Source organism: Photobacterium sp. 270122K (assembly GCF_059941365.1).
On record NZ_JBPOEN010000001.1, the window covers coordinates 335,462 to 360,472 of the forward strand.

Below are 25,011 nucleotides of genomic sequence, written 5' to 3' on the forward strand. Positions count from 1 at the left end.
CCAATCTCGTTCGCTCCATGCAAAGGATGCCATAATGGCATCCTTTGTTTATTAATCAATCAAATAACCGTTAAAAAGCGTCCCTAAGAGAACATCCAAAACAAAAAGAAACACTTCCCTACACAAACACAATAAGAAAGAGAGACAACAACGTGCCCATTACTGATATTTTCAGCAACAGCCCTATCATTGCCTCCGTCAAAGATCCCGCCAGCCTCGATGCTGCCATTGCCAGTGACTGCAAAGTCGTCTTTATCCTCTATGGCTCCATTTGTAACATTGGTCGCATCGTGCAACGGATTAAAGCAGCGGGCAAACACGCCTTTATTCACATTGATTTATTGGAAGGTGCCTCAAACCAAGAAGTGGTGGTCGAATTCTTGAAGATCGTCACCCATGCGGACGGCATTATCAGCACCAAATCCCATATGATCAAAGCCGCCAAAGCGCACGGTTTCTACACCATTTTACGCTTATTCCTGATTGATTCGATTTCGTATTTTAATGCACAAAAACAGATGACAAACTGCCAGCCAGACAGTATTGAAGTGATGCCAGGGGTCATGCCGGTCGTGATTCAGTGGATCCGTGCTCGTAGTCCCATTCCTATTATTGCAGGCGGACTAATTTGTGACGAAGAAACAGCCAATATCGCACTGGATGCGGGCGTGAATGCCATTTCCACCACCAATCGGGATGTATGGGCCATGGCTACACCCTATACCGCATCCCACAGTGCAGGCTACAGTGCCAAACCCGGCGGTTCATCGACACCCACGGTATACATCAAAGGTAGAACACCGCAACAAGCTTGATGCCTGCACAAGACATCGTCCCAAACGGGTAAAAAGATAAACGAGACAGGTAACAACACGCGACGGACGAATCAAAAAAGGCGGGCAGGCAAAGACCGTCAGAATGGACTGTCTTTGCCTAATTCATTACAGATACCGGCAATGGCTAATGCCATGGTGGATTTGATCACCTGCTCCTGACGTGCCAATTGCATCTGATAAAACGTCATATCGGTATCATCATCCGGCGGCATCACATCCAACTGCACCATGCCCATATTTTTCACGGCATGCAGCTCTTTGATGACATCTAAAATCGCCGCATCCGTAAAGCGGTATTCATTGCCATCGCGGTTAAGAAAATCACGCAGTTTCATCATGGCATCAATGTCGTGATACACCGCATCCGCCACCACGCCTAAACCTAATAGCAGTTTCAGTCGTACCGTGATTTCCCCGAGAGGCCCTGACTGGGACAACAAGGGTTCCACCACCGATTTCACCACAAAATCATCTTTACGGAAGATGCGCTGCAATAAGCCTTCCACGGACTCATCAAATACGTCAATGGCAGCAATAAAGAACCCTCGCACCGTCTGCGCATCGTTCAAACGCTCTAAAATGTCTGTTTCTTGATCACTATTCGCCATACACTGCTTTCGTTAAACGTTTCATCCACTTTACCCTCGGGCATATCCGACAACCCACTGAGGATAAACACATTATTCTAACGGGTTCAGAGCCATGAAGACATGGCTATCTCTTACTTTCTCACCGTTTGCGGGGTTATTGTTCAGTCTCTGGTTCTGTTTTCAGCAATAATGCCGCGACAATAAACGAGACTGCCGTTGAAGCCACAATGGCTAAGCTCACGCCCAATACATCCGCTTTTGGCGTTAACAACAAAATAGCGACAATAGATCCCGGTGATGCCGGTGCCACAATGCCTGCCTGTATAATCACTAAGGTAAAGATCCCCGTCATTGCCCCGGCTATCGCAGCCAGAATCAAACGCGGCTTCATCAGTACATACGGGAAGTAGATCTCATGGATCCCTCCGAAGAAATGAATAATCGATGCGCCACCGGCAGTTTGTCGTGCCGTACCCTGACCAAAGACCATGTACGCCAACAAAATCCCCAGGCCCGGTCCCGGATTTGCTTCAATCAAGAAGAACAGGGATTCACCGACTTCACGCACTTGCTGAATACCCAAAGGGGTCAGAATACCGTGGTTAATGGCATTATTGAGGAACAAGATCTTCGCCGGCTCAATAAAGACCGACACCAGTGGCAGCAACCCGGCCTCTATCGTGACTTTGACGCCCGCCGTTAACGCGGCCGAGGCAATATCCACCGCCGGACCAATGAAATAGAAACCAACAATGCCGCACACCATGCCGACGATGCCGGCTGAGAAATTGTTCACCAACATTTCAAAGCCGCTTTTTACTTTACCGGTCAGCGCCTGATCAAAACGGGTGATCAACCAACCCGCTAACGGGCCCATCATCATGGCGCCGATGAACATCGGGACTTCGCTGCCCGTGATCACGCCCATGGTGGCAATCGCCCCCACCACCGCGCCGCGTTCACCGCCAGTAAGCTTACCGCCACTGTAGCCAATGAGCAGCGGCAGCAAATAGATAATCATGGGTTCAACCAATGTGGCTAACTCGCGGTTCGGCCACCACCCGGTCGGGATGAACAATGCCGTTAACAAGCCCCACGCGATAAAGGCGCCAATGTTGGGCAGCACCATATTGGTCAAAAAGCGGCCAAGGTTATGAATTCTAATTTTCGTGGCAGCAGAGAACATAATTACCTCATGATTTCCATATGATTTCGCAAACACGCACAGGGACCGAAGCCCCTGTGCGTGATAATGTGCTCATCCGTTGTTCATCTGGCCCTGCAGGCAGGATGCCATAAGAACTTATAACGTATGATAGAGCGCTTCAATCTGTTGCGCGACATCACTGTCGGCAGCCAGACCGGTGTATTTTTCCAGTGTGGCACGTAAGCCAATGTCATTCAGTGACGTTTGTAACTCAACGGCTTGTGGATCCGTGTCGTTAGTGTATTTAAATGCAGCGGCGATCCCTTTCAGTAGCAGCTGGTTGTCGGTACCGTATTCAATAGTACCTAGCAACGGCTTCACTAAACGGTCATTGGCCCCCAGTTTACGGATCGGCTGGCGGCCGACACGGTCAATTTCATCACGCAGATACGGGTTCGCAAAGCGGCTCAGAATTTTCTCGATGTACGCGTTGTGCATGTCGCGGTCAAAGCCGTAACGACGAATCAACACTTCACCACTTTCTTGCATCGCGGTTTTCACCTGTACACGAATATCTGCATCTTCAATCGCATCACGCACGGTTTCATGGCCTTTCAACGCGCCAAGGTACGCTGTCAGGATGTGACCTGTATTAAGCGTAAACAGTTTACGTTCCACAAACGCCATCAGGTTGTCGGTGGTTTCCATGCCCGCGATAACCGGGATATTCCCTTTGAACTGCTGCTTATCAACAATCCACTCGCTGAAACTTTCCACGGTCACTTCCAGTGGATCATCGTTGGCCGCATCAGACGGTGGCACAATGCGGTCAACCGCTGAATCCACAAAACCGACTAACTCATCCGCCTGAGCGTGATAAATCGCATTCAGGTGTTTATACACCTCATTTTTCAGGTGAGTGGTACCACGCACCATGTTTTCACAGGCAATGATATTCAGAGGCTGATTGTTACCCGCCTCAAAGCGGTGCGTCAGACCTTTGGCGATGGTTTTCGCAATGATATCCAACACGTTAGGGCCAACTGCAGTGGTCACCATATCGGTATGGATCATCTGCTCAATCACCGCGTCGCTGGCGGAATTGACGGCAGTAATGTGCGTCACGGTATCGACCACACACTCACTGCCAACCACTTTAACTTTGTAAGATTGGTCATGGCTAAGTTGGTCAACCAACGGCGCATCGACATCAGCAAAAGTGACTGCCACGTTAGCATCTGCCAACACTTTACCAATGAAACCACGACCGATGTTACCTGCACCAAAATGAACTGCTTTCATGATTATTCTCTCTATAACTTTACGAATTTGGGGTGGGGCCAGTGGGGGAACACACTGGCCCCGTTACACACAATGAACCTGTTTGTAGCGACTGATTTGTTGCAACGACTTGGCCTTTCACTTTTCCACTTTCAGACCCCACCCGTAGGAGTTAGGTGGGTTGGAGCAACACCGGATTACATGTTGTCTTCAAGCAGTCAGCACCTCGGCCTTCCATCACGCGGCGGCGTCACCTGCCAGAATCTGCAGGACTTCATCCGCACTGTTCGTGCTGGTCAGTCGTTCAATCGCATCAGGGTCATCAAGCGCATTCGTAATAGTGGTAATCACTTGAATATGCTCATCGTTTTTAGCGGCAATACCAATCACCAGCTTGGCAACATCGTCATCATCATCGGTAAACTGCACCCCGCCTGGGTATTGGCAAATCACAATACCGGTTTTAATCACGCGGTCTTTTGCTTCTACCGTGCCGTGCGGGACGGCGATAGATTCACCCAAGTAAGTCGGTACCAGTTTTTCACGCTCAAACATGGCATCCACATACTCAGTTTCGGCATAACCCAGCTTCACCAGTTGCTCGCCGGCATAGCGGATCGCCTCTTCTTTGCTGGTGGCCTTCAAGCCAAGGTGAATATTCTTTGATTCAATCTGGAACACTTGTGGCTGTGTTGCTTGTTGTGCATCTGATGACGGCGCATACGTATCATCGTTCGCAGCAATCGGTGATACTTTTACTGTTTTCACCATCTCGCTGTCGTTGGCCGCTTCCGGCGAACTCGCGGCCACAATGCGGGTCACTAAATCGTTGTACACCTGGCTATCAAGGAAGTTAGTCAGAGAAATATGTTTTGCGTGGGCAGCATGCTTACGAGCACGCTCGGTTAAATCTTTATGCGTGATCACGATATCGACCTCTTGCGGTAAGCTATTGATGGCACAGTTGGTAACGCTGATTGACAGTCCGGCTTCCTGCACTTTCTTGCGCAGTAGGCTGGCACCCATGGCACTGGAGCCCATGCCGGCATCACACGCCACAATGATGTTACGGACGTTTGCCCAATCCACACCGCCTTCTGCCAATACCGCGGATGGTGCACCTTTACTGCTACTTTTCATGCCTTTCATTTTTTGTGTCGCAGTGGCAATGTCATCGCCTTCTTCATCGGTCTCTTTCTGGGTTTTCATCAAGAGTGCAGCCACCCCGAATGACACGGCCGTTGATGCCAGCACCGACAGAATCACACCCACAAAAGAGGCTTTCGGTGTCATCAGTAGAATGGCAAAGATAGAACCCGGTGAAGCAGGAGACACGATACCGGCATTAAACAATGTCAGAACAAAGATACCTGTCATACCGCCAGCAATGGCTGCCAGAATCAGACGAGGGTTCATCAAAATGTATGGGAAGTAGATTTCATGGATACCGCCGAAGAAATGGATAATCGACGCACCACCCGCTGTTTGTTTTGCCGTACCGCGACCAAACACCATGTAAGCCAACAAGATACCCAGACCCGGACCCGGGTTTGCTTCAATCAGGAAGAAGATGGATTGACCCAGCTCGTTCGCTTGCTGAATACCCAGTGGCGAGAAGATACCGTGGTTAATGGCATTGTTCAGGAACAGGATTTTTGCTGGTTCAACAAAGATAGACGTCAGTGGCAGTAAACCTGCAGTCACCAGCATGTTAACGCCACCCGCCAAGGCAGTAGACAGCACTTTGACGAAAGGACCGATCATGTAGAAGGCTAAAATGGCACACAGCATCCCGACGATACCGGCCGAGAAGTTATTCACTAACATCTCAAAGCCACTTTTCACCTTGCCATCAACCCAACGGTCAAAGCGTTTGATTGCCCAGCCGCCCAGCGGACCGACCATCATCGCACCCATGAACATCGGAATGTCAGTACCGACAATCACACCGATGGTCGTGATAGCACCGACCACGGCACCGCGATCGCCACCGACCAATTTACCGCCGGTATAACCAATCAAGAGGGGCAACAAATACGTGATCATGGGGCCGACAATTTTGGCCAATTCCTCGTTGGGAAACCAACCTGTCGGTATAAAAAGTGCGGTAATGAAGCCCCACGCAATGAATGCGCCGATATTGGGCATCACCATGTTAGATAGGAAGCGGCCAAAATTTTGTATCTTGACCTTGGCATCTGGTGATATCATTCGAATTCCCCGTCTGAAGTGAAAAGTGATTAAGTCATTAAATGTGTTAGATACGGTTCGCCAAAACCGTTTCAATTGCTTAGTACCCAATTAATCTAACACAGATTTTCTCGACGTCACTGATGACGGGTTTTCTGTGACCTCCCCCTCTGTTTTATTCTCAACAAGTATTTTTTGCGTGACTTTCCTAGCATCTTTTCAATGAAACTTTATTACATATTGAATATTTCTTATTTGTCAATAAATTTACAAGTGACAAAAATCACAAAACACCACTAAGCGTGACTGATATTTAATGCGATATAGATCACGCAAATTAATTTTTCCGATAAGCACCCCCTTACTTTAAGTGACAAGCATCACACCAAGCTCTCCTGTTTCATTCACCGCTGCCCGTCATTCTCTTTGCATTCTTCGATCAGTCACATTTTGTAACTTGATTACAGAAATACCAGCAAAGGATAAGCGACGATTTAAAATCATTGCGGCATGTCCAGTGCTATACAATGTAAAAAGCCCCTATCCCACCGAATCAACGGCAAAGATAGAGGCTTCACTATATGCGCTCGTGTAATGGCAATGACACCTTATGCAGGCAATACAACCGCAAATGATTCGTATGGCTGTAGAGTCACCGTCTGCGCCAATGTGCTTGGTGCGGTGTAGTTACTGATCAGGCATTCAACCTGCTCTGCTTGCAGAGATTCTGGCAAATCAACCGTTACGCTTTCACGGGTAAAGTTGCTCAGTACCAGCACGCGTACATCATTATTAGCACGCACATAACCGAATACAGCAGGGTGATCTTCAAACACAGGTTCAAAGCTGCCATATACAATCACAGGCATCGCTTTACGCAGCGCAATCAAGTGCTGGTAGTGGTAGAAAATCGAGTTAGGATCATCTAACGCTTGCGCCACGTTAATGTGGGTGTAGTTCGGGTTCACATTGATCCACGGCTGCGCTTCAGAGAAACCGCCGTTAGCCGAATCATCCCACTGCATTGGCGTACGTGCATTATCACGGCTGTTGACATGAATAGCCGCCAACTGATCTTCCGGTGACACGCCGTTTTCCGTGCGCACTTTGTAGAAGTTTAGGGTTTCGATATCGCGGTAATCGTCAATGCTTGGGAACGCCACATTGGTCATACCAATTTCTTCCCCTTGATACACGTACGGGGTGCCTTTCATCATATGCAAGGTCGTCGCCAGCATTTTGGCTGATTGCACACGGTATTCCCCTTCACAACCGTACTTAGACACAATGCGTGGCAAATCGTGGTTATTCCAGAACAGGGAGTTCCAGCCTTCGTCTGCTAACTCTACCTGCCATTTGGTCAATACACGTTTCAGTGCCGGCAAATCAAGTGGGATTGGCGACCATTTGTCACCGTGCTGCCAGGTCAAGCTGATATGCTCAAACTGGAACACCATCGAAAACTCATCACGGGCTGGGTTGCTGTACAGCTTGGCAATTTCTGGGGTCGCATCCCACGTTTCGCCGACAGTCAACACGTCTTTGTCACCAAACGTGGCGCGGTTCATTTCCTGGATCAAGCCATGTAAACGCGGACCGTTACCGGTGATTTTCTTGTCGATTTCTTTACCGATCAAATCAATCACATCCAGACGGAAACCACCGACACCTTTGTCGATCCACCAGTTCATCATCTTGTGCACTTCTTCCTGCACTTTCGGGTTTTCCCAGTTCAGATCAGGCTGACGTTTAGAGAAAATGTGAAGGAAGTATTCACCGGTTTGCTCGTCAAATTCCCACGCGGTGCCGCCAAACACGGAGCCCATTTCATCTGGTACGCCGCCGTCTTCGTTTGGCTTGCGCCAGATGTAATAATCACGGTATGGGTTGTCTTTTGACTTGCGCGCTTCTTTAAACCAAGGGTGCTCGTCTGAGGTGTGGTTGACCACCAAATCCATGATAATACGAATATCACGCTGCTTGGCTTGTGCCAGTAATTCGTCCATGTCCGCCATGGTGCCAAACATTGGCGCAATGTCCTGATAATCAGAAATATCGTACCCGTTATCATCCATCGGTGACTGATACACCGGCGATAGCCAAAGGACGTTAACGCCTAAGGTTTGCAGGTAATCTAACTTACTGATAACACCGCGTAGATCCCCCATACCATCGTTATTGGAATCGCAGTAACTGCGCGGATAGATTTGGTATACAACGGCATCGTGCCACCATTTCGGCGTGATGTTCATGGTTACGTCCTTAACTGTAAGAATGCGTAGAGCGCGACGTGAATGCGCTGAAAGTTGCCTTTATAGTAATGCGTCCTTCACGCGCGTAAAAATACACAAAGCCGACAGTGATATAGGTTTTTGCTATATCACAAAAGAAATAGGCGACTTTGCTCACAAGACTGGCGCAGAACACTTTGTGATGTATTTCAATAAATGTGAGACTGATAAAACAATTTTTCACGACGTAACCGCTTTTATCAGCCTGTGACATTATGGACAAACTTTACCGCCACTTTCTGACCACCGCCCAGCTCGGTAACATCAGCCAAGCCGCCGAACTGCTGGGGCTAAGTCAACCCAGTTTGACAAACAACATCAAGAAGCTTGAACAGCAATTGGATGTGCCGTTATTTATCCGCCGCTCGAAAGGCGTCGAACTGACGGAGTTTGGGCAATTAGTGAAAAACCAAGCACTGGAGATGCAACGGCGGCACGATAGCATGGTGCACCAATTGGCGGATATGAAGGCACGTAAAACCGAAAAAATCAAAATGGGCACAGGGGATGCGTGGTGGGAAGTGTTTGTCAAAGCCAGCCTGCACCATTATAGCCAACAGTACCCCGGCATTTCTTTTCAGATTGAATTTGGCAATCACCTGAAGCTGATGGATATGCTGATCCACGGCCATATCGACTTATTCATCGGTCATGAAATTGAAGGATTGTCGCGCCGCTGTCAGGTGCTATTTACGCCACTGTTGCAAGATGAAGAAGCGCTGTTCGTCCACCGCTCACACCCGCTGTTATTGCAAGGTTTCACGCCAGAGGCGGCGTCGATGTATCCGCTGCTGCTGGTCACGCCGGATCATGATATCCACCAGCATTTAATTGAAAATCCGCAGCCCAAGTTATTAGAGAAAGAGCGTAAACAAATTGCCGAGCGCATGGTGTATGAGATCCAATCGCTGACGGCCAGCCTCGATATGCTGGCCGTCACCAAAGCGATCATGCCGTACTCCAGCTCTATGGCGGACTACTTTGCCCAGTTTGATATTGTTGCCTTGCCTAACCCCGCCGCCCCACAAAAAGGCAATGTGGGGCTTTATCACCTCACCGATCCTCTGCCCGCGCATGTCATGGCATTTAAGCAGACATTGGTTGGGTATAAAGACGGGAATTAAAGATAGCATCTACAAAAATGGCAGCACCGAAGCACTGCCATTCTCTCTCGATAAAAAACGCTAATAAGCGTGAAGCGTGTTATCTCGCCATCACCGCAATCGACGGCGGGCAGATGTTCTCTTTACGGAACTCCTGCATCACACGCAAGGTGATGTCCGTCTCAAACAGTTTTTCAAACTTGATATCCACCACGTAGGCTTTACAGGTCAACTGAATCGCCAAATAGTTATCAGTGATCGTCTGTTTCACCAATACCACCACCGGTTTAGGTAGGTGGATATAACGGCTGGATGACGCCGCTTCCTGAATAATGTCGCGTGCCTTGGTGATATCTTGGTCCATACCGATATAAAACGGGATCACTACCTGCATATCCAGACCACCGTAGTTACCGCTCACCGTCACGTCATTCAAGAACTTGTTGTTCGGGATCGTGATAATGTCATCGTTCAGTGTTTGCATACGCACAGAACGTAAACCAATGGTGATGATATCCCCGTAATGGCCTTCAAACGTCACACGGTCACCGACTTGGAACGGGCGATCAATCATCACGGTTAAGCCCGCAATGAACGAGGCGGTCAAGTCTTTCAGGGCGAAACCCACCGACACCGCAATCGTACCGCCGATCAATGCCAACACACGGTCATCAACACGGAAACTCAACATGAACACGGTCATCGCCGTGGTCATGTAGATGAAAAATTGGAAGAACGATTGCAGCTTTTGCATCAACATTCGGCGTTGAGCAAACTGGCTGCTGACCCCGTCAACCAACGACTGAATAAAGCGCAAGAACAACCATGATCCCGTCATGATGATCAGCGATAACGCAACCCCACTCCAACGGATCAAGCTGGCAAATTGATGCAGATTATCAATCTGCAATTCTTCGGCAAAGGCAACCGGGCTGACGCTCAGTGCTACGAATAAAGCTAATAATCGAAACATCTTATTTCACCAATAAATGCTGACGGTGCAACACATTCGTAATATGACGGAACCAGTGATCGGAAATTCGGGCTTTATCATCACTCCACTCGATATAACCGCGGCTCTGGAAATAACGCAGGGTGCTGATCACCTCTGCAATGCTCAAACGACTGCAATCACACACATCGTCTGGCGAGGCCACTTCCAACTGCACAATAGAACGCAATACGGCGAGCATCGGCTTAGGCATCATTTCCAAATCTTCCGTCTGTGGCGCACGGAACAAACGCACCAAAACGTGATCGGTGTCTTTGTCGCGATGCAGTGACAAGCGGAAGAAACGCAGTGCCACCGTTGGGTTACCGTCTGAGTAATCCCAAAGAATGCGATAAAAGCCGTTCTTCGCACGCTCTTCATCGGTCAAATTATCTTCATCCCATTGCCTTGGCAGCACTAACCCCTCGAATGACACGGAATGGGTATCGGTATCGGCAATACGTGATGCTAACAACTGGCCAATTTGCTTTTCTGACCAGCGCGGCATGAAGGTGACTAAGTCAAACAACAAACGCTCACCACGAGCGCGGTCAATGAAGCGCCAGCTCGATTTTTCAATCGACAGCACCACACGGTGACTCTTACGTGCTTGACGCAATAAGTTGGTGAGTTTCATTAAATCCACCAGACCGTTAACCTTAGGCTTCACCAAACGTTGCGCATTATCAAAGGCAATCAAATAGCACGTATCGGTATTACGCAGGTAATGCAGAATATCTTGCTCGGTCGCGTCTTCCGCCAACCCCAACAGTTGAGCAAACTCCGGCAACAGCGCGGAATAGCCGTCATACGGACAGTTGATATACAACGGCGTCACGTGCTTGGATTTGGCCAAAATACGCTTCATCAATGTGGTTGAACCCACACCGCGCTCACCGGACAGAACACACACAGCCGGACTGTCTGTCAGCAAGTAGCGTGACAGCGCGATCATTTCTTCTTTGGCGTAATCGTCGATCAGTGCAGAGTCTTCCGAACCCGGCAGGATGTACTCAAACGCGGCGTCTCCTCTCACACGCACTAAGTTCGCCTGCTCACGAGACACTTCGGTTTGCTTGGCCACTTCAATGCGGAACAAGTACGCCAAGGCATGGCTAAACGCCGCATGCTTGGACAAGGTGGAGATCACCGCATGTTGCACCGTACGGCCAAACAGCCATGCCGCACCGCATGCTGTCGCCACAATGGACATACCAAAAGTATTTTGATTGCGGATCGCCCATTGCACGGAGATCGGATAGCCATCCAACATTGCAATACGCGCAAACACCGTACTGTTCCATTGTTTAAGGCTCCATACCGTCAGCATGGCAAAGAAGAACACCATCAGCGTAGAGATCCACGCATAAATGGTGCCCTGCCCTAATGTGCGCGAGGAAATTTGTAAAATCACCCCCACCACAATAATGCCCCACACATAACGACGAATGGTCGATAAGCGTAGTGCAATGATCTCACGGCGATTATGCTTACTGTTACGGTAAGCAAATTCCAAAATAAAGCTCACCGCAATCGAACCGCCCAATACCCACCATGTGAAGATCTCAAGGAAAATCAAATGCTGCAAACTCGGCAAGGTCGAAATAATGCGTAACGTAGCCGTGATCAATAACAAATACGCAATCGCTTTATGTGCTCGACTGCAATACCAAATCGTACGTACCAATAAGCTCGGCTCAGCGGCATGTTTGATCTTGGATATTTTAAAATCATGGATCAGGCGTTCGCTGTTTCGCATCCACCAATTAAAGATGAACATGACGCACAGCACTTTGAAGATCACGCTGATCACCGGTACCGGTGAAATGGCCAAATCGCGTAGCAAGTTTTTAAAACTGCGGATTTGGTAATTCACGTAATACTGAATATTCAGTTTTGTGATACCCAATTCAGCATAAAACTGAGTCACACCACTTGGCCCAAAACCCGTTAATTGATCGCGGGTTTTAGTGTCCGTTAATTGCAATAAACGTTGTTTACTGACATTTAACGACGCCAATGTGCGGTGGATTTTGTCCACTTCTAGCCAATTGACTTGGCTGGGCGTTTCACCGTATGCCTCTAACGCTGCCGACATCACCGCCACTTGGGCTTTTTGCTCCGACAACGTTGTAGACAGCAGTTGCTTTACTTTCGAGTACTCTCGCTGGGTAAAGAAATGCGTTTCAGGTAACGCGGTGATCTGCTGAGAAATATCGCTGACTTTTTCACTGATTTGAATAGGCTTATCGGTATTAATACCCCAACTCGCATACGTTAATTGACTGAAAATCAGTGAGAAAATCACAAAAAATTGATAAATGATTTTATTCATAGGTATCTATTTAATCTACGTCTTATGCGTCACTTTATCGCTTTTTCAAATAAATATCAGCATTAGGGATAGATCTTTTTATACCGTGTGCAAAAAGAAATCAAACAGAAAGAAATTCGAACAAATTCATTTAAGGCAACTAAAAACATTAAATTAAAAAAGTTGAAATGACATTATTTAAATTAAATCAGACACAACCACAAACAACACGACATAATATTGCATTATTTTTCATGCTGTTATTATTTCATTTCATTAAAAGAGGGATATATATTACTTTCGCGTATATTTATATCCCACATTATACGTAAGAATCTTCCTACAAATAAGTCATATTATTGACAATACACATTACTTCGTTCTGTTTTGTGATATTGGTTCAATTTTTAATTTTGACGGCCATAAATATTAAGAATAAATTTATTACGCAATAAAAAGGTAGTAAATGATTTGTTAATACCTAAGTGTACTCATTAAACCGTTGGTTGATTATGTTGTGATTTTTCCGATACATAACACGCCGTGGATGTAGGTGTTCACGAAGAATGAGACCACTTAGGTATTACAATTCTGTCACGTATGAGAGATAGCTCGATGATCAAATTCAGCGTATTACAAGCGGCGATTTTGCTTGGATTAGCAGGAACAGCTGCGCCATCAATGGCGAACGAAATGGTAAACCCTGAAGGGGGTGTCGTTGTGGGTTACTGGCACAACTGGTGTGACGGTGCCGGCTACAAAGGCGGTAACGCACCCTGTGTGACCCTGAAAGAAGTGAACCCAATGTATAACGTGGTGAACGTGTCTTTCATGAAGGTATTCAACACCGCTGAAGGCCGTATCCCTACGTTCCGCCTTGATCCGATGATCGGCTTATCAGAACAAGCCTTCATCAATGAGATCGCAGAACTAAACCAGCAAGGCCGTGCCGTCTTGATTGCGCTGGGGGGAGCGGATGCCCACGTCGAGCTAAGAACCGGTGATGAACAGGCGTTTGCAGACGAAATCATTCGTGTGACCGATCACTACGGCTTCGATGGTCTGGATATCGACCTTGAGCAATCTGCGGTCACCGCCGCTGACAACCAGACCGTGATCCCTGCCGCCCTTCGCATTGTTAAAGATCACTACAAAGCGCAAGGCAAAAACTTCCTGATCACCATGGCGCCAGAGTTCCCTTATCTGAAGCAAGGCGACAAATACGTACCTTATCTGAACAATTTAGAAGGCTATTACGACTGGATTAACCCACAGTTCTATAACCAAGGTGGTGACGGTATTTGGGTTGACGAAGAGAACGCGTGGATCACCCAAAACAGCGATGCAATGAAAGAAAAGTTCATCTACTACATTGCGGATTCACTATCAAACGGTACCCGTGGTTTCCATAAGATCCCACACGACAAATTGGTGTTTGGTATTCCAACCAGTAACGATGCAGCCGCATCGGGCTTTGTGAAAAATCCTCAGGATCTGTACAACGCCTTTAACCGCCTGAACAGCCAAGGCCAACCACTGCGTGGCGTCATGACTTGGTCTGTAAACTGGGACATGGGGACGAATGCCGCAGGTCAAGCATACAACGAGCAGTTCATTAAAGACTACGGCCCATTTGTACACGGCCAAACGCCACCGCCACCGTCTGAAGGCAAGCCAACATTTACAGGCCTGTCGGATGTACGTGTCCGTCACGGCAGTGCCTTTGACAACATGGCTGGTGTCACGGCAAAAGATAAAGAAGACGGTGATTTAACGTTCAGCATTGTGGTTGACGGTGCGGTGAATGTAAACCAAATCGGTCAATACGTGTTGGTTTACAGTGTAACAGACAGCGATGCGAACCTTACCAAGGCAAGCCGTAACGTTGAGGTGTACAGCCTGAAACCGGTATTTGAAGGCGTGCAAGATACCACGATTAAAGTGGGTGAAAGCTTCGACCCAATGGCGGACGTGAAAGCGATCGATGCGGAAGACGGTGATCTGACGGAAACCGTTATTCAAAACGGCAACGTAAACACAGCGGTTGCTGGCGTTTACACCCTGACGTACTCAGTGACAGACAGCGCGAACCAAACGGTGAAAGCCACCCGTAAAGTGACCGTGTCTGACGGCAGTGTATGTGCAAACGCGTGGGATAAAGCGACCGTTTATAACAGCGGTGACAGCGTGAATCACGCAGGTCAATCATGGCGTGCAGAATGGTGGACGCGTGGTGATGAGCCAGGCACAACCGGTGAGTGGGGCGTATGGCGCTCAACAGGTAACAGCGATTGTGGCGGCGGTGAAATCCCACAAGACGACACCCTTGCGATGTCTGGCATCAACGGCCAATACACGGCAGATCAAGGCGCATTGTCTTTGACGGTTACCCTTGAAACCAGCAGCATGATGAATGTTGCGGTAACAGTAACCCATGCAGCCGGTCACCCTGTCACTGGCGGTGAAAAAACCGTTGCTATTGATGGCAAGCAAACCCTCACACTGAACCTTAGCGGTGTGGATGCCGGCCAGTACCGCATCACGGCAATCAGCGATACTCTGAACCAAGTGGCAACGTTCAGCGTAAAAGACGGCGGGACAGTTACCCCACCGCCAGGCGGTGAACACCCAGACTACGTACCGGGTACCGCATACAGCGAAGGCGACATTGTGACGGGTACCGATGGCAACCTATACCAGTGTAAGCCATGGCCATATTCTGGCTGGTGTGCAAACGCGTCTTACGCACCGGGTACCAGCCACTTCTGGTCTGATGCTTGGGACAAGCTATAAGTGTCACGCCTCATCTGATGCATAAATGCTAACGCCTCAACCTTCGGGTTGAGGCGTTTTTTTATCCTGCTAAAACAAGCCCGCTATAGACGCTCTTTCTATTATTCGCGGAACTTAGCGAGCCAGCCAGCCGCCGTCTACTGCAATGGTGTAACCATTAATGTATAGGGAAGCATCAGATGCTAAGAAAACACACGGGCCAGCAAGATCTTCAGGGTTACCCCAACGTTCTGCAGGAATACGCTCAAGGATCGCGGCATTACGCTCCTCATCGGCACGTAATTGCGCCGTATTGTTTGTCGCCATATATCCAGGCGCAATCGCATTCACATTAATGTTGTGCTTTGCCCATTCATTCGCCATCAAACGCGTCACGCCCATCACACCGCTTTTTGATGCCGTATAAGACGGTACGCGGATCCCACCTTGGTAAGACAACATAGATGCAATATTGATGATCTTACCGCCATTACCCTGTGAGATAAACTGCTTAGCCACCGCCTGAGCCATAAAGAACACCGATTTAATATTGATGTTCATGACATCATCCCAATCTTGTTCCGTAAAATCGAGTGCATCATTACGGCGGATAATACCGGCGTTATTCACCAGAATATCCACTTTGCCGAAACGTGAAACCGCTTGGTCTACAATGCCATTAATATCATCGGTCTTCATCAGGTTAGCGCGAATATCTAAAAATTGACGCCCTGTTGCAGCCATTTTTTCAATGGTTTCCGTTGGCTCAACAATGTTCACACCCACAATATCACAGCCCGCTTGTGCTAAGCCTAGTGCCATGCCTTGGCCTAAACCTGTATCACACCCAGTTACGATAGCCACTTTGCCTTTCAGATCAAATGAATTAAGAATCATGGTATTTCCTCAATGTCAGGTTTAAGCGTTACCGCATAGACCAATGAATATAGTTTGTCCGTTAATGGTGAGAACGCAGCCTCACCGCCTCAAAGCCATTGGCCAACAGTACTGCCATATGTCTTTCTGTTATTTCGCCGCCAAGGCATCATCCATGCATTGAGGCTTTGTCTGTTCGTATTGATTACGCGCAGATACTCATTAATTCCGTAATATAATGGGTGTGTTCCCGAGGAATAATCGCGCCTTTATGTTGTATTACCCGTGATGCAAGCTTATTTCCCCAGTGACAGCACTCTGCCGTTTTCATGCCCATTGACCATGCCGCCAGAAAACCCGCGTTGAATGAATCGCCCGCTGCCGTTGTATCAACAACATGATCCACGTTGTTCGTGCGAGCCATCCCACTGTCGCCCTTTTCCGACCACATCGCCCCTTCGCTACCCAGTTTGACCACAACTTGCGTAACCCCCATGGCATGCAAACGCTTAGCGATAATACTGGCTGGTGACCCCTGCATGCCGAGTAAGGCATCCTCATCGTCTGCGGTCACTAAGGCGATATCACTCAGTTGATATAATTTACCCAGCCATTCACACGCGTCTGTCGCACTCGACCACAAACGCGGGCGGTAATTCGAATCAACCGCAATCTTTACACCACGTGCTTTCAATTGTTCCAAGGTGCGTAATAACAAGCGCTTATCGTGATCCGAAAAAATAGCCAGTGAAATGCCGGAAAGGTAAACAAGATCAAAGTCCTGTAATGACGCCACAATATGAGGGAAATGTGCGTGCTGACACAGCATTGTTGCGGCTGAATCATTGCGCCAATAATGGAAACTCCGATTGCCTTGCGGATCCAGTTCAATGGCATACATTCCCGGCAGTTTATCGGCGATTTGAACCGTCAAAGAGGTATCAATGCCTTCCTCTTGCCAAGCAGCCAGCATATGCTGACTATAGGTATCCAGCCCCAACCCCGTTACATAACTGGGTGACAATCCGGGTACTAAACGGGATAAATACAAGGCTGTATTTAAGGTATCACCACCAAACCGCTGCTCTTGAGTCGAAAAAGCTTCACCGCTGAGTTCAATCATGCACTCACCGATTATCGCTATTTTCTTTTGTTTAACATGCAAAGATGAAACCATCACTTCACTGCCCATTTTTGATGCTCGATGAGAAATAAAGAAAAATGGCTACACCGCATTAATATAGGGGGAACATACGGTGTAGCCAAAGCACAAGAATATTGCGTGCTGATACTTCCAAACGTGTTTACAATTTACCTGCGCTGCCACACACCGTGATCTTATCCATCACCACTTTCTTCATCGCGGCTTTACCAGGAACGATATAGTGACGCGGGTCATTGGCCTTCGGATTTTCAATAAAATACTGTTTCACGGCATCAGAGAACGCAATTTTCAATTCTGTTGCAACGTTCACTTTGGTGATACCCAATTCAATACAACGACGCACATCAGCATCTGGCACACCTGAAGCACCGTGCAACACCAACGGCACATCCGTTTTACGGCGAATCATGCCTAAGCGGTCAAAATCAAGACGCGGTTCTTCTTTATACATGCCGTGTGCCGTACCGATGGCGATAGCAAGTGAGTCAATACCCGTTTGTGTCACAAACTCCAACGCGGCATCCGGATCGGTATAGAGGGCGTCTTTTGCATCAACGATTAAATCATCTTCTTGTCCACCAAGACGGCCCAGCTCTGCTTCTACGGAACAATCCCAACGGTGGCAGAACGACACCACTTGCTTCACTAATTCGATATTTTTTTCGAACGTAAGGTGTGAACCATCAATCATTGCGGATTTAATGCCCGCCTCGATTTTGTATTGAATATCACTGAATGATTCATGGTGATCCAAATGCAGCGCAATCGGCATTTTGTAGCGACGTGCCGCTTCCTGACAGATGCCGACCAAATACTCTGTCCCAGCATAAGAATAGGTGCCGGGCGTACCTGCAAGGATCACCGGTGATTGCATTTCTGCTGCGGTTTCGACGATCACTTGAACCGTTTCCAGATTATGGATATTAAACGCAGGAACGGCATACCCACCTAATTGCGCGTTGTGAAGCATTTCATTAGAAGAAACCAAAAACATATATAACCCCAATACCTTCGTTAGCTTTCGCTTAATCATATTCGAAAACAAAAGAAAAATAAAAGATCTTGATCACATAATCACTTTCGCAACGAAAGCATTTAAAACTAAAAGAAATGCGACATTTTCGAGCTATAACACGTTATCCCTTTACGAAGCAGGTTGTTTTTCGGTCTTTCAGCCCGCCCTGTCAGTATTTCCTGCAGTTTTTTCGCTAAGGGCTGCCCTTCAAGACGTCGAGAGAGCGGGGATTGCACTTGGGTATAATCCGATTTGAAAATCACCACGACCTCTTTCGTTTTGAAAGTACCAATAACCGTGGCATCAATGGCATCGATATCAAACGTGAAGTCCTGTTTTTCTATTTCAAGCAACGCTTCTTCCGCCGCCCAAAGATTAAGACGATCACCACAGAACAGCGCAATGTTCAGTGCGCGTAATGACCAAAAACTACTCGCAGGACCACTGTAGTTATCCACCAACCGGGGATCATCATCAAACACCCCTTGCGTCGGCGCACCGTTCTGTAATGCGCCATGTTGAATGAAATATTCAAGGCTGGTTTTGAAGGCTCTTTTCGCTTGCCCAAGTGACAATGCCTCCTCCTTGCCCTGCTGCTGATCCACATCCAACGTTGCAAGCAACGGCGCAGAAGCCGCTAAGCGATAGCACACACTGCGTCCAAAAAAAGGCAGGCCTTCCGGTGTGAAGAAATAATGAAAGCGCTCAGAAAACGCGTGCAAACTGGTCTGAATAAAATCAGTATCAAACTCAGGATCAATTTGAACAAACCAGTACAACGAATAGAAAAACCCCCACGCGTTATAGTAATCATAGTTACCTTTCGCGCCGTCCCTGAACCACCCATCCCCAACATAAAACGCTTTCGTTCTGGCATAACGGGCATGTTCAACATGATCCTCACCCGTAAGCGCCTTTACCACCAACTGCACCGTAAGCGGAAATAAATGCCAATTATTATCAACCGTTTGACAGTGATTGACCTGTTTGAACCAATCGATGATTTGACGTTGCTGTGCTGGGCGATATGCCTCCCACACCACATCGCGACTTAACCACAGCGCCAACGCTAAATCCGCACTTTCACACGTACGTTGATCATAATCATGCAGCTGGCCCCAGTACCCCGCATGGCTCGGATCGGTGCCCGCCAGAAAGGCTTTCTTTAACCAGTCAGCAATCTCCATTGGCTTACCACTCAAGCCTGTCAGCACCGTATTTTGTCCATTTTGCTGCGCGAGCCAAGCCGCTAACGTCGGTAAAATCCGGCTACAGCCTTCCATGGCATCGGTTCTTGCCGTCTGTTGGCTGGGTCTGCCCGGATAATAGGCATGGGTATAATCCCACACTGCATAGTGTTCAAACGCCTCCGCGACATAGCGCACTAAATCATCACACTGTGTTTTCAAATCAACCTGCGGATTGAAAGATTGAACAATGGCCGCATCATGGCAAGAGTAAGCCGGTTTACGGTAACGAAGGCGAATCAGATTCTCCGTCATTAATTTCAAATACATCTTGGCGTCTGGGTGCTCATAAGCAATCGTGGGGCGCACTGTCGCCGAAATTTCTTTTTGCATATCGTTTATCCATAAAAAAGTGACTGACATCATGCCGATGTCAGGACGGTTCGCATTTCGCACGCCGTAACAGAGTCCCCGAAAAATCAATGAAACACGCTAATAGCTTCGCCACAAACACCTCACAGTGAAAGCAACCAAAAACATCTTCATCATTTCATCACGTTCCGCACACGTCGGCGTGGCCATTTCTTCGATTTGAAAGCAAATGAACGTGAATTTTGCATAATAAACACACACTGCCACCTCGGAGATCATGAATTTGATAGACAGGTCAACAAATTAATGCGCAGATTATTTGCCATTGTGCATTTTGTGATCCAAAACACAGCCATCACACCTTCGATCACTTACGATTCGAAGCGATACGGAAGTATATTCGTTTTTGTTTACTTTTACATATTATGTTTTCACTTACTGTAGGGATTGAGAGTATGTCTATTACTCGTCGTGGATTGCTTAAGGGCATCGCTGCTTCCAGTGCGTTAGCAGGTGCCAGCTTTACCGTTAATGCCGCTGTACAAACAAAAGATGATTCATTACACACAAGCAAACAGAAGAAACCGAACTTACTGATCATTTTCCCAGATGAATTTCGGGCGCAATCGCTTGGGTTCATGAAGCAAGACAACAGCGTGACGCCCCATCTGGATAGGTTCGCTAAACAGAGCGTTGTGCTTAAACAAGCCGTTTCTAATTTCCCTTTGTGTACCCCGTTCAGGGGGATGCTGATGACCGGCCAATACCCTTACCGTAATGGTATTCAGGGCAACAGCCACACAGGGATGCCTGGATCATTTGGGGGTAAAGATTTTGGGATTGAACTGAAGAAAAATACGGTGACGTGGTCTGATATCCTCAAAGAGCAAGGCTACAGCATGGGTTACATTGGTAAATGGCACTTGGATGCACCAGAGGCGCCTTTTGTACCGAGTTACAATAACCCAGCGGAAGGCCGCTATTGGAATGACTGGACAGCGCCGGATCGCCGACACGGCTTTGATTTTTGGTATGCATATGGCACGTATGATCTGCATATGAAGCCGATTTATTGGACCAATGATACGCCCCGAGACCACCCCTTGCAGATCAATCAGTGGAGTCCGGAGCATGAAGCCGATATTGCCATCAATTACCTGCGTAATGCCAACGGCCAATACCGCGACGACAATAAACCGTTCACCCTTGTTATCTCGATGAATCCACCGCATTCACCGTATGATCAAGTGCCACAGAAATACCTCGACCGCTTCGAAGGACAAACCTCGAAATCACTCAATGACCGCCCAAATGTGCAGTGGGACAAGCAGTATCTCGAAGGTTATGGCCCCGACTATTTCAAAGAATACATGGCAATGGTTAACGGTGTTGATGAGCAGTTCGGCCGCATTGTTGATGAACTAGAGCGCTTAAACTTAGCCAATGATACGCTGGTTGTGTTCTTTTCAGACCATGGTTGCTGTATGGGCTCCAACGGTCAACCAACCAAAAATGTGCATTATGAAGAATCCATGCGTATTCCCATGATCTTCAGATGGCCGGGTAAACTCGCGCCGCAGCACAATGATATTCTGTTCTCAGCCCCCGATATTTACCCAACGTTATTCGGCCTAATGGGCATGCAAGATTTAATCCCTGATACCGTCGAAGGCACAAACTTTGCGCGAACGCTACAAGGACAACGTGGCGATAAACAACCGACCTCTCAGTTTTATACCTTTATGCCGTATGGGGGCCAGTCATACGGACGGCGTGGTGTCAGAACCGATCACTACACCCTTGTTATTGATAGAAAAATAGGCAAACCGTTAACGTTCACACTGCATGATAATGTGGCTGACCCTTATCAGATGGTCAATATTGCGGATAACAATAAGCCATTAATTGAAAAACTCGTGATTGAAGAACTCATGCCATGGCTTGAGCACACAGGTGACCCTTGGCGTCCGACAGAAGTGCCGGCAAACAGCGCAAAAGCTTACACCTAACTTTTTTAGTTAATTCAATAAAACACCTTCCTTTTATATTGCATTGCATTTCACAGGAAGAAAATATAACACCACACATATTAGGAATATAATAATGAACACTTTAACCAAAGTGGTTATTGCCTCTTCGCTATTAGTCGTTGGAGGCCAAGCGCTGGCTAATAATTACAAGACAACCGTTGAATATCGTCATCAATATGTCGATGGTGCTGATAAACACAGTGATCGTTTTAAAGCTTTTTTGGATACAGGTAAAAATTTAGGCTTTGAATTGGATGCACGTTACAACAACGATAAAAAAGATCAACTGTTTGATTCAATGACCATGAATGGCTCAGAGTTTTCAGCATTTTACTATAAAAAGCTGAATCCTAATACCGTTGGTCTGGTCGGTATGTCTTTAGACTTTACCGATGCTGGCTTGGTTTATGTTCCTTACGCGCGTTTGAACTACAAGTTTGATAATAACATCCGCGTTCAAGCACGTTACAAATGGAAACTGTGGGACTACGGACAACAAGGGACGGATGGCTCAAGCTACCACTCTAAAATCCAGCAGGTGGATGCATGGCTAGGCTATAACTTCCAAAATTGGGACTTCCAATACCAATTTGATATTTGGAAAGAAATGGAAAGCAATGCACAACCACAATTTGATAATGATGACATGAACTACCAACATAACTTCCGCCTAATGTACACCTACAAGACAGAAGAAGGGACAATGTGGCGTCCATTTATTGAGTTAGGTAATGTAAGTCAAAACCGTTTCACTGATGATCGACAAACACGTTACCGTATGGGTATTAAATATACGTGGTAATAACAATAATACGTTAGCTGGCTAGCTATTAATATCAAGAGCCTTAGTGATACTAAGGCTCTTTTTTATGCGTAATGATTTGTTTACTCACTGCCTCTCTATTCTTCGCTGTCTCTATCTTTCTCCCCTGCTCCACCAGCATATATTCCATTCACACCGAAAATGCTAAATATGCAAACAGAAACACCGCTTTATTTTGCTTTATTTCTCTTTCTCTTTCTTTTGCTGGCTATTATCCCCCATTGTTACTCATGCACTGTGCGTTAAATCTCACAGATAAAAACCGATCTTGTGACTGATAAATAAAAAAGCCAAAAGCAAAGTGCTTTTGGCTTTTATGCAGCAAGCTAAATCATATTTAAACTGGCTTGTGTTTACTTTATTGCTTTTATCTCAACGAATGCGCGCAATCAGTTCTTCACTAAATTAGGCGAGCTTTTTGCTGACTCAGTCAACACATGGTAACGGTCTTGACCCCATGCAACCGGTTTTGGCTTATCTTTGATCCAGTTGTAGAACGCATTTTTCATTTCAGCGACTTTCTCTGGGTGTTTCTGCGCAAGATCCTGAGATTCTGATGGGTCAAGCTTGTCATTAAACAGCTTCACTTTATTTGAGCCATCATCATAGAAATACAGCGCCCAATCTTGATCTCGAATCGCCCAAGAACCTTTCGACAGTTTTTCTAAGTTCGGATTTTTCGGGATTTCATTACTTTCATACGTAATCCATTTCCAGTAGCCGTACCAGAACGGGTCATTTTCTTCGCTATAGTGCTTCGCACCCGGTCCCGCCCAGTAAATGTAATCATGCGGCGATTGTGCTTCCTTACCCGCTAACACAGGTAGAATATCTTGCCCATCAATGACCATCTCAGCGGGGATCTCAATACCTGCGGCCGTCAGTGCTGTCGGTAGAATGTCCAGCGCTGAAATCAATGTGTGATTATTACCACCAGCAGGGATCTGCTTCGGCCAAGATGCCACAAACGGTACACGTACCCCGCCGTTGTACATCTGCCCTTTATAGCCACGATCCATACCGTTCATTGGCATCGGTGATTCATGCACAGCACCATTATCTGACAAGAAGAAAATCATTGTGTTTTCTAACTCGCCCTTTTCTTTCAGCAAATCCATGATTTGGCCCAAGCCTTCATCCGCCGCATTGATTGCCGCGAAATATTTATTGGCTTCCACGTTACCGGTGTTAAAGCGGTCCATGTATTGCGCGGGGGATGCATCTTCCAATGGAATATGCGGAACACTGTAAGCTAAGTTAATAAAGAAGGGTTTATCACCACTCTCTTCAATAAACTTCAATGTCTGGTTAGTCAGGTTATGCGTTAGATAGCCTGGCGAAGGAATATTCTTACCGTTTTCATAAATAGCAGGCGAATTCCACAACGCCGCGCCTGACGCATAGAAGCTGTAGGAATAATCAAAGCCACGCTCTTCCGGGCCAAACCCTTTACCCGCAACAGGAACTTGAATGTCATGATAATCACGCGTACGGGCATTTTCCGCTATGCGGTTTTTACTGACAATCTGAGCATTGTGCCATTTACCAATATTTGCCGTACGATACCCATTTTCTTGGAACAACGCAGGCAACAGTTTTATATCCAGCGGGATCCCTTTCAATGCATCATCGTTACTGTACGTGCCAAAACTGGTTGGGTAACGTCCGGTAAAAATGCCTGCGCGTGATGGGCCACACACTGGGTGTGCGACAAACGCATTGGTCATTTTTACACCATTCTTTGCCAATTCAGCCACGTTCGGCATGGCACGTTGAGCCGCATCAATCATTTTATCCAAATCGCCTTGATAACGAACAGGCACTGGACGCTTCGCCAATACTTCTTTATCCAGACTGTCTAGGGCAAAATCAAGCTGACCCGTACCTAAGTCATCCATGATCACTAACAATACATTCGGTTGATCGATTTGTTTGGCGGCATACGCACTCATAGGGGCTGCAACACAAGCTGCAGCCACTAAACTGGCAACCACTGTCTTATTAGCTAATGACAGGTTCATTATTCGC

General features: G+C 47.2%; 16 protein-coding genes and 1 pseudogene. 5 read left to right on the forward strand and 12 right to left on the reverse strand.

All coding sequences use genetic code 11. From position 1 onward, the window contains the following. Positions 1 to 152 precede the first annotated feature (152 nt). Positions 153 to 815, forward strand: coding sequence for a glycerol-3-phosphate responsive antiterminator (locus ACSF8W_RS01550; protein WP_500844451.1), 663 nt, complete (start codon positions 153 to 155; stop codon positions 813 to 815). 98 nt (positions 816 to 913) lie between these two features. On the opposite strand, the gene ACSF8W_RS01555 is transcribed toward ACSF8W_RS01550, so the two are convergent. The 5 genes and pseudogenes from ACSF8W_RS01555 to ACSF8W_RS01575 form a co-directional block, all read right to left on the reverse strand. Further along, positions 914 to 1,444 (reverse strand): MltR family transcriptional regulator, encoded by a 531-nt coding sequence (locus ACSF8W_RS01555; protein ID WP_500844453.1) that lies wholly within the window; start codon positions 1,442 to 1,444, stop codon positions 914 to 916. Between the two features lie 139 nt (positions 1,445 to 1,583). Continuing rightward, positions 1,584 to 2,612, reverse strand: a pseudogene (locus ACSF8W_RS01560) (PTS mannitol transporter subunit IICBA); the annotation flags it as partial. Positions 2,613 to 2,729: 117 nt separating this feature from the next. Continuing rightward, positions 2,730 to 3,875, reverse strand: a complete 1,146-nt coding sequence (locus tag ACSF8W_RS01565; RefSeq protein ID WP_500844455.1) for a mannitol-1-phosphate 5-dehydrogenase — start codon at positions 3,873 to 3,875, stop codon at positions 2,730 to 2,732. Between the two features lie 216 nt (positions 3,876 to 4,091). After that, positions 4,092 to 6,065, reverse strand: coding sequence for a PTS mannitol transporter subunit IICBA (locus tag ACSF8W_RS01570; protein WP_500844456.1), 1,974 nt, complete (start codon positions 6,063 to 6,065; stop codon positions 4,092 to 4,094). Between the two features lie 587 nt (positions 6,066 to 6,652). Then, a complete protein-coding gene (locus ACSF8W_RS01575) occupies positions 6,653 to 8,296 on the reverse strand; it encodes a glycoside hydrolase family 13 protein (RefSeq protein WP_500844458.1) in 1,644 nt (547 codons plus the stop codon). Between the two features lie 254 nt (positions 8,297 to 8,550). On the opposite strand from ACSF8W_RS01575, the gene ACSF8W_RS01580 reads away from it, so the two are divergent. Further along, positions 8,551 to 9,459 (forward strand): LysR family transcriptional regulator, encoded by a 909-nt coding sequence (locus ACSF8W_RS01580; protein WP_500844460.1) that lies wholly within the window; start codon positions 8,551 to 8,553, stop codon positions 9,457 to 9,459. Between the two features lie 79 nt (positions 9,460 to 9,538). Here the strand turns inward: ACSF8W_RS01580 and ACSF8W_RS01585 are convergent, their stop codons facing one another. Both ACSF8W_RS01585 and ACSF8W_RS01590 read right to left on the reverse strand, forming a co-directional pair. After that, on the reverse strand, positions 9,539 to 10,411 hold the full coding sequence (locus ACSF8W_RS01585; RefSeq protein WP_500844462.1) for a mechanosensitive ion channel family protein: 873 nt from the start codon (positions 10,409 to 10,411) through the stop codon (positions 9,539 to 9,541). Position 10,412: 1 nt separating this feature from the next. Then, positions 10,413 to 12,764, reverse strand: coding sequence for an ATP-binding protein (locus ACSF8W_RS01590; RefSeq protein WP_500844463.1), 2,352 nt, complete (start codon positions 12,762 to 12,764; stop codon positions 10,413 to 10,415). Between the two features lie 594 nt (positions 12,765 to 13,358). Here ACSF8W_RS01590 and ACSF8W_RS01595 point away from each other — a divergent pair. Continuing rightward, on the forward strand, positions 13,359 to 15,536 hold the full coding sequence (locus ACSF8W_RS01595; protein WP_500844464.1) for an immunoglobulin-like domain-containing protein: 2,178 nt from the start codon (positions 13,359 to 13,361) through the stop codon (positions 15,534 to 15,536). Positions 15,537 to 15,650: 114 nt separating this feature from the next. On the opposite strand, the gene kduD is transcribed toward ACSF8W_RS01595, so the two are convergent. The 4 genes from kduD to ACSF8W_RS01615 all read right to left on the reverse strand — a co-directional run bounded on the left by kduD (position 15,651) and on the right by ACSF8W_RS01615 (position 20,151). Further along, positions 15,651 to 16,412 carry a 2-dehydro-3-deoxy-D-gluconate 5-dehydrogenase KduD gene (gene kduD / locus ACSF8W_RS01600; protein WP_500844466.1) on the reverse strand — a complete coding sequence of 254 codons (762 nt, stop codon included), beginning with the start codon at positions 16,410 to 16,412 and terminating at the stop codon, positions 15,651 to 15,653. 184 nt (positions 16,413 to 16,596) lie between these two features. Continuing rightward, positions 16,597 to 17,568, reverse strand: a complete 972-nt coding sequence (locus ACSF8W_RS01605; protein WP_500844981.1) for a sugar kinase — start codon at positions 17,566 to 17,568, stop codon at positions 16,597 to 16,599. 127 nt (positions 17,569 to 17,695) lie between these two features. Then, entirely contained in the window at positions 17,696 to 18,550 is an 855-nt protein-coding gene (locus ACSF8W_RS01610) for a tagatose bisphosphate family class II aldolase (protein WP_500844468.1), read from the reverse strand. Between the two features lie 107 nt (positions 18,551 to 18,657). Beyond that, the gene (locus tag ACSF8W_RS01615; RefSeq protein WP_500844470.1) at positions 18,658 to 20,151 is read right to left on the reverse strand and encodes a DUF2264 domain-containing protein; all 1,494 of its coding nucleotides are present in this window, start codon (positions 20,149 to 20,151) and stop codon (positions 18,658 to 18,660) included. 434 nt (positions 20,152 to 20,585) lie between these two features. On the opposite strand from ACSF8W_RS01615, the gene ACSF8W_RS01620 reads away from it, so the two are divergent. Together ACSF8W_RS01620 and ACSF8W_RS01625 are read left to right on the forward strand one after the other, a co-directional pair. Next, the gene (locus ACSF8W_RS01620) at positions 20,586 to 22,139 is read left to right on the forward strand and encodes a sulfatase family protein (protein WP_500844472.1); all 1,554 of its coding nucleotides are present in this window, start codon (positions 20,586 to 20,588) and stop codon (positions 22,137 to 22,139) included. 94 nt (positions 22,140 to 22,233) lie between these two features. Continuing rightward, positions 22,234 to 22,962, forward strand: coding sequence for an oligogalacturonate-specific porin KdgM family protein (locus ACSF8W_RS01625; RefSeq protein WP_500844473.1), 729 nt, complete (start codon positions 22,234 to 22,236; stop codon positions 22,960 to 22,962). Positions 22,963 to 23,372: 410 nt separating this feature from the next. Here the strand turns inward: ACSF8W_RS01625 and ACSF8W_RS01630 are convergent, their stop codons facing one another. Beyond that, entirely contained in the window at positions 23,373 to 25,004 is a 1,632-nt protein-coding gene (locus ACSF8W_RS01630) for a sulfatase family protein (protein WP_500844475.1), read from the reverse strand. Between the last annotated feature and the right edge of the window lie 7 nt (positions 25,005 to 25,011).

Coding starts and splice junctions, on each gene's coding strand:
- ACSF8W_RS01555 (WP_500844453.1), bottom strand. CDS start 1,444: ATGGCGAATAGTGATCAAGAAACAGACATTTTAGAGCGTTTGAACGAT.
- ACSF8W_RS01565 (WP_500844455.1), bottom strand. CDS start 3,875: ATGAAAGCAGTTCATTTTGGTGCAGGTAACATCGGTCGTGGTTTCATT.
- ACSF8W_RS01570 (WP_500844456.1), bottom strand. CDS start 6,065: ATGATATCACCAGATGCCAAGGTCAAGATACAAAATTTTGGCCGCTTC.
- ACSF8W_RS01575 (WP_500844458.1), bottom strand. CDS start 8,296: ATGAACATCACGCCGAAATGGTGGCACGATGCCGTTGTATACCAAATC.
- ACSF8W_RS01580 (WP_500844460.1), top strand. CDS start 8,551: ATGGACAAACTTTACCGCCACTTTCTGACCACCGCCCAGCTCGGTAAC.
- ACSF8W_RS01585 (WP_500844462.1), bottom strand. CDS start 10,411: ATGTTTCGATTATTAGCTTTATTCGTAGCACTGAGCGTCAGCCCGGTT.
- ACSF8W_RS01590 (WP_500844463.1), bottom strand. CDS start 12,764: ATGAATAAAATCATTTATCAATTTTTTGTGATTTTCTCACTGATTTTC.
- ACSF8W_RS01595 (WP_500844464.1), top strand. CDS start 13,359: ATGATCAAATTCAGCGTATTACAAGCGGCGATTTTGCTTGGATTAGCA.
- kduD (WP_500844466.1), bottom strand. CDS start 16,412: ATGATTCTTAATTCATTTGATCTGAAAGGCAAAGTGGCTATCGTAACT.
- ACSF8W_RS01605 (WP_500844981.1), bottom strand. CDS start 17,568: ATGGTTTCATCTTTGCATGTTAAACAAAAGAAAATAGCGATAATCGGT.
- ACSF8W_RS01610 (WP_500844468.1), bottom strand. CDS start 18,550: ATGTTTTTGGTTTCTTCTAATGAAATGCTTCACAACGCGCAATTAGGT.
- ACSF8W_RS01615 (WP_500844470.1), bottom strand. CDS start 20,151: ATGCAAAAAGAAATTTCGGCGACAGTGCGCCCCACGATTGCTTATGAG.
- ACSF8W_RS01620 (WP_500844472.1), top strand. CDS start 20,586: ATGTCTATTACTCGTCGTGGATTGCTTAAGGGCATCGCTGCTTCCAGT.
- ACSF8W_RS01625 (WP_500844473.1), top strand. CDS start 22,234: ATGAACACTTTAACCAAAGTGGTTATTGCCTCTTCGCTATTAGTCGTT.
- ACSF8W_RS01630 (WP_500844475.1), bottom strand. CDS start 25,004: ATGAACCTGTCATTAGCTAATAAGACAGTGGTTGCCAGTTTAGTGGCT.